Annotated in this window: 1 pseudogene; it reads left to right on the top strand. The window is 63.7% G+C overall.

From position 1 onward, the window contains the following. Positions 1-278 (top strand): annotated as a pseudogene (locus KVT37_RS32165) (response regulator receiver protein); the annotation flags it as partial.

Below are 278 nucleotides of genomic sequence, written 5' to 3'. Positions count from 1 at the left end.
CTGTTGCATTTCGTCGGGGCCGCCATTGCCATCTGGGCGGTCGTCTTTGCGCACTGCGAAATCGTTCAGCGATTTTGGTTCGGCGGCGCATTGCCGCTTTGGGCGATGCTCGCGATTGGCATCATCACGGCTCCGGCCGGCGGCTGGATCGTTCTCGAGGCCTTGGGCTTATCGGCGCCTCGGGCGCCTTCGCACGTCACCTATTCCGAGCTGACCACCCAGGTTCTGCTGGCCAACCTCGCGATCGGGGGCCTCTGCTGGAACTTGCTCCGGCAATC

The organism is Mesorhizobium sp. GbtcB19, assembly GCF_019091085.1.
GTDB lineage: Bacteria > Pseudomonadota > Alphaproteobacteria > Rhizobiales > Rhizobiaceae > Mesorhizobium.
Note: the sequence above shows the minus strand (reverse complement) of the source record. Positions and strands in the feature narration are given on the sequence as shown.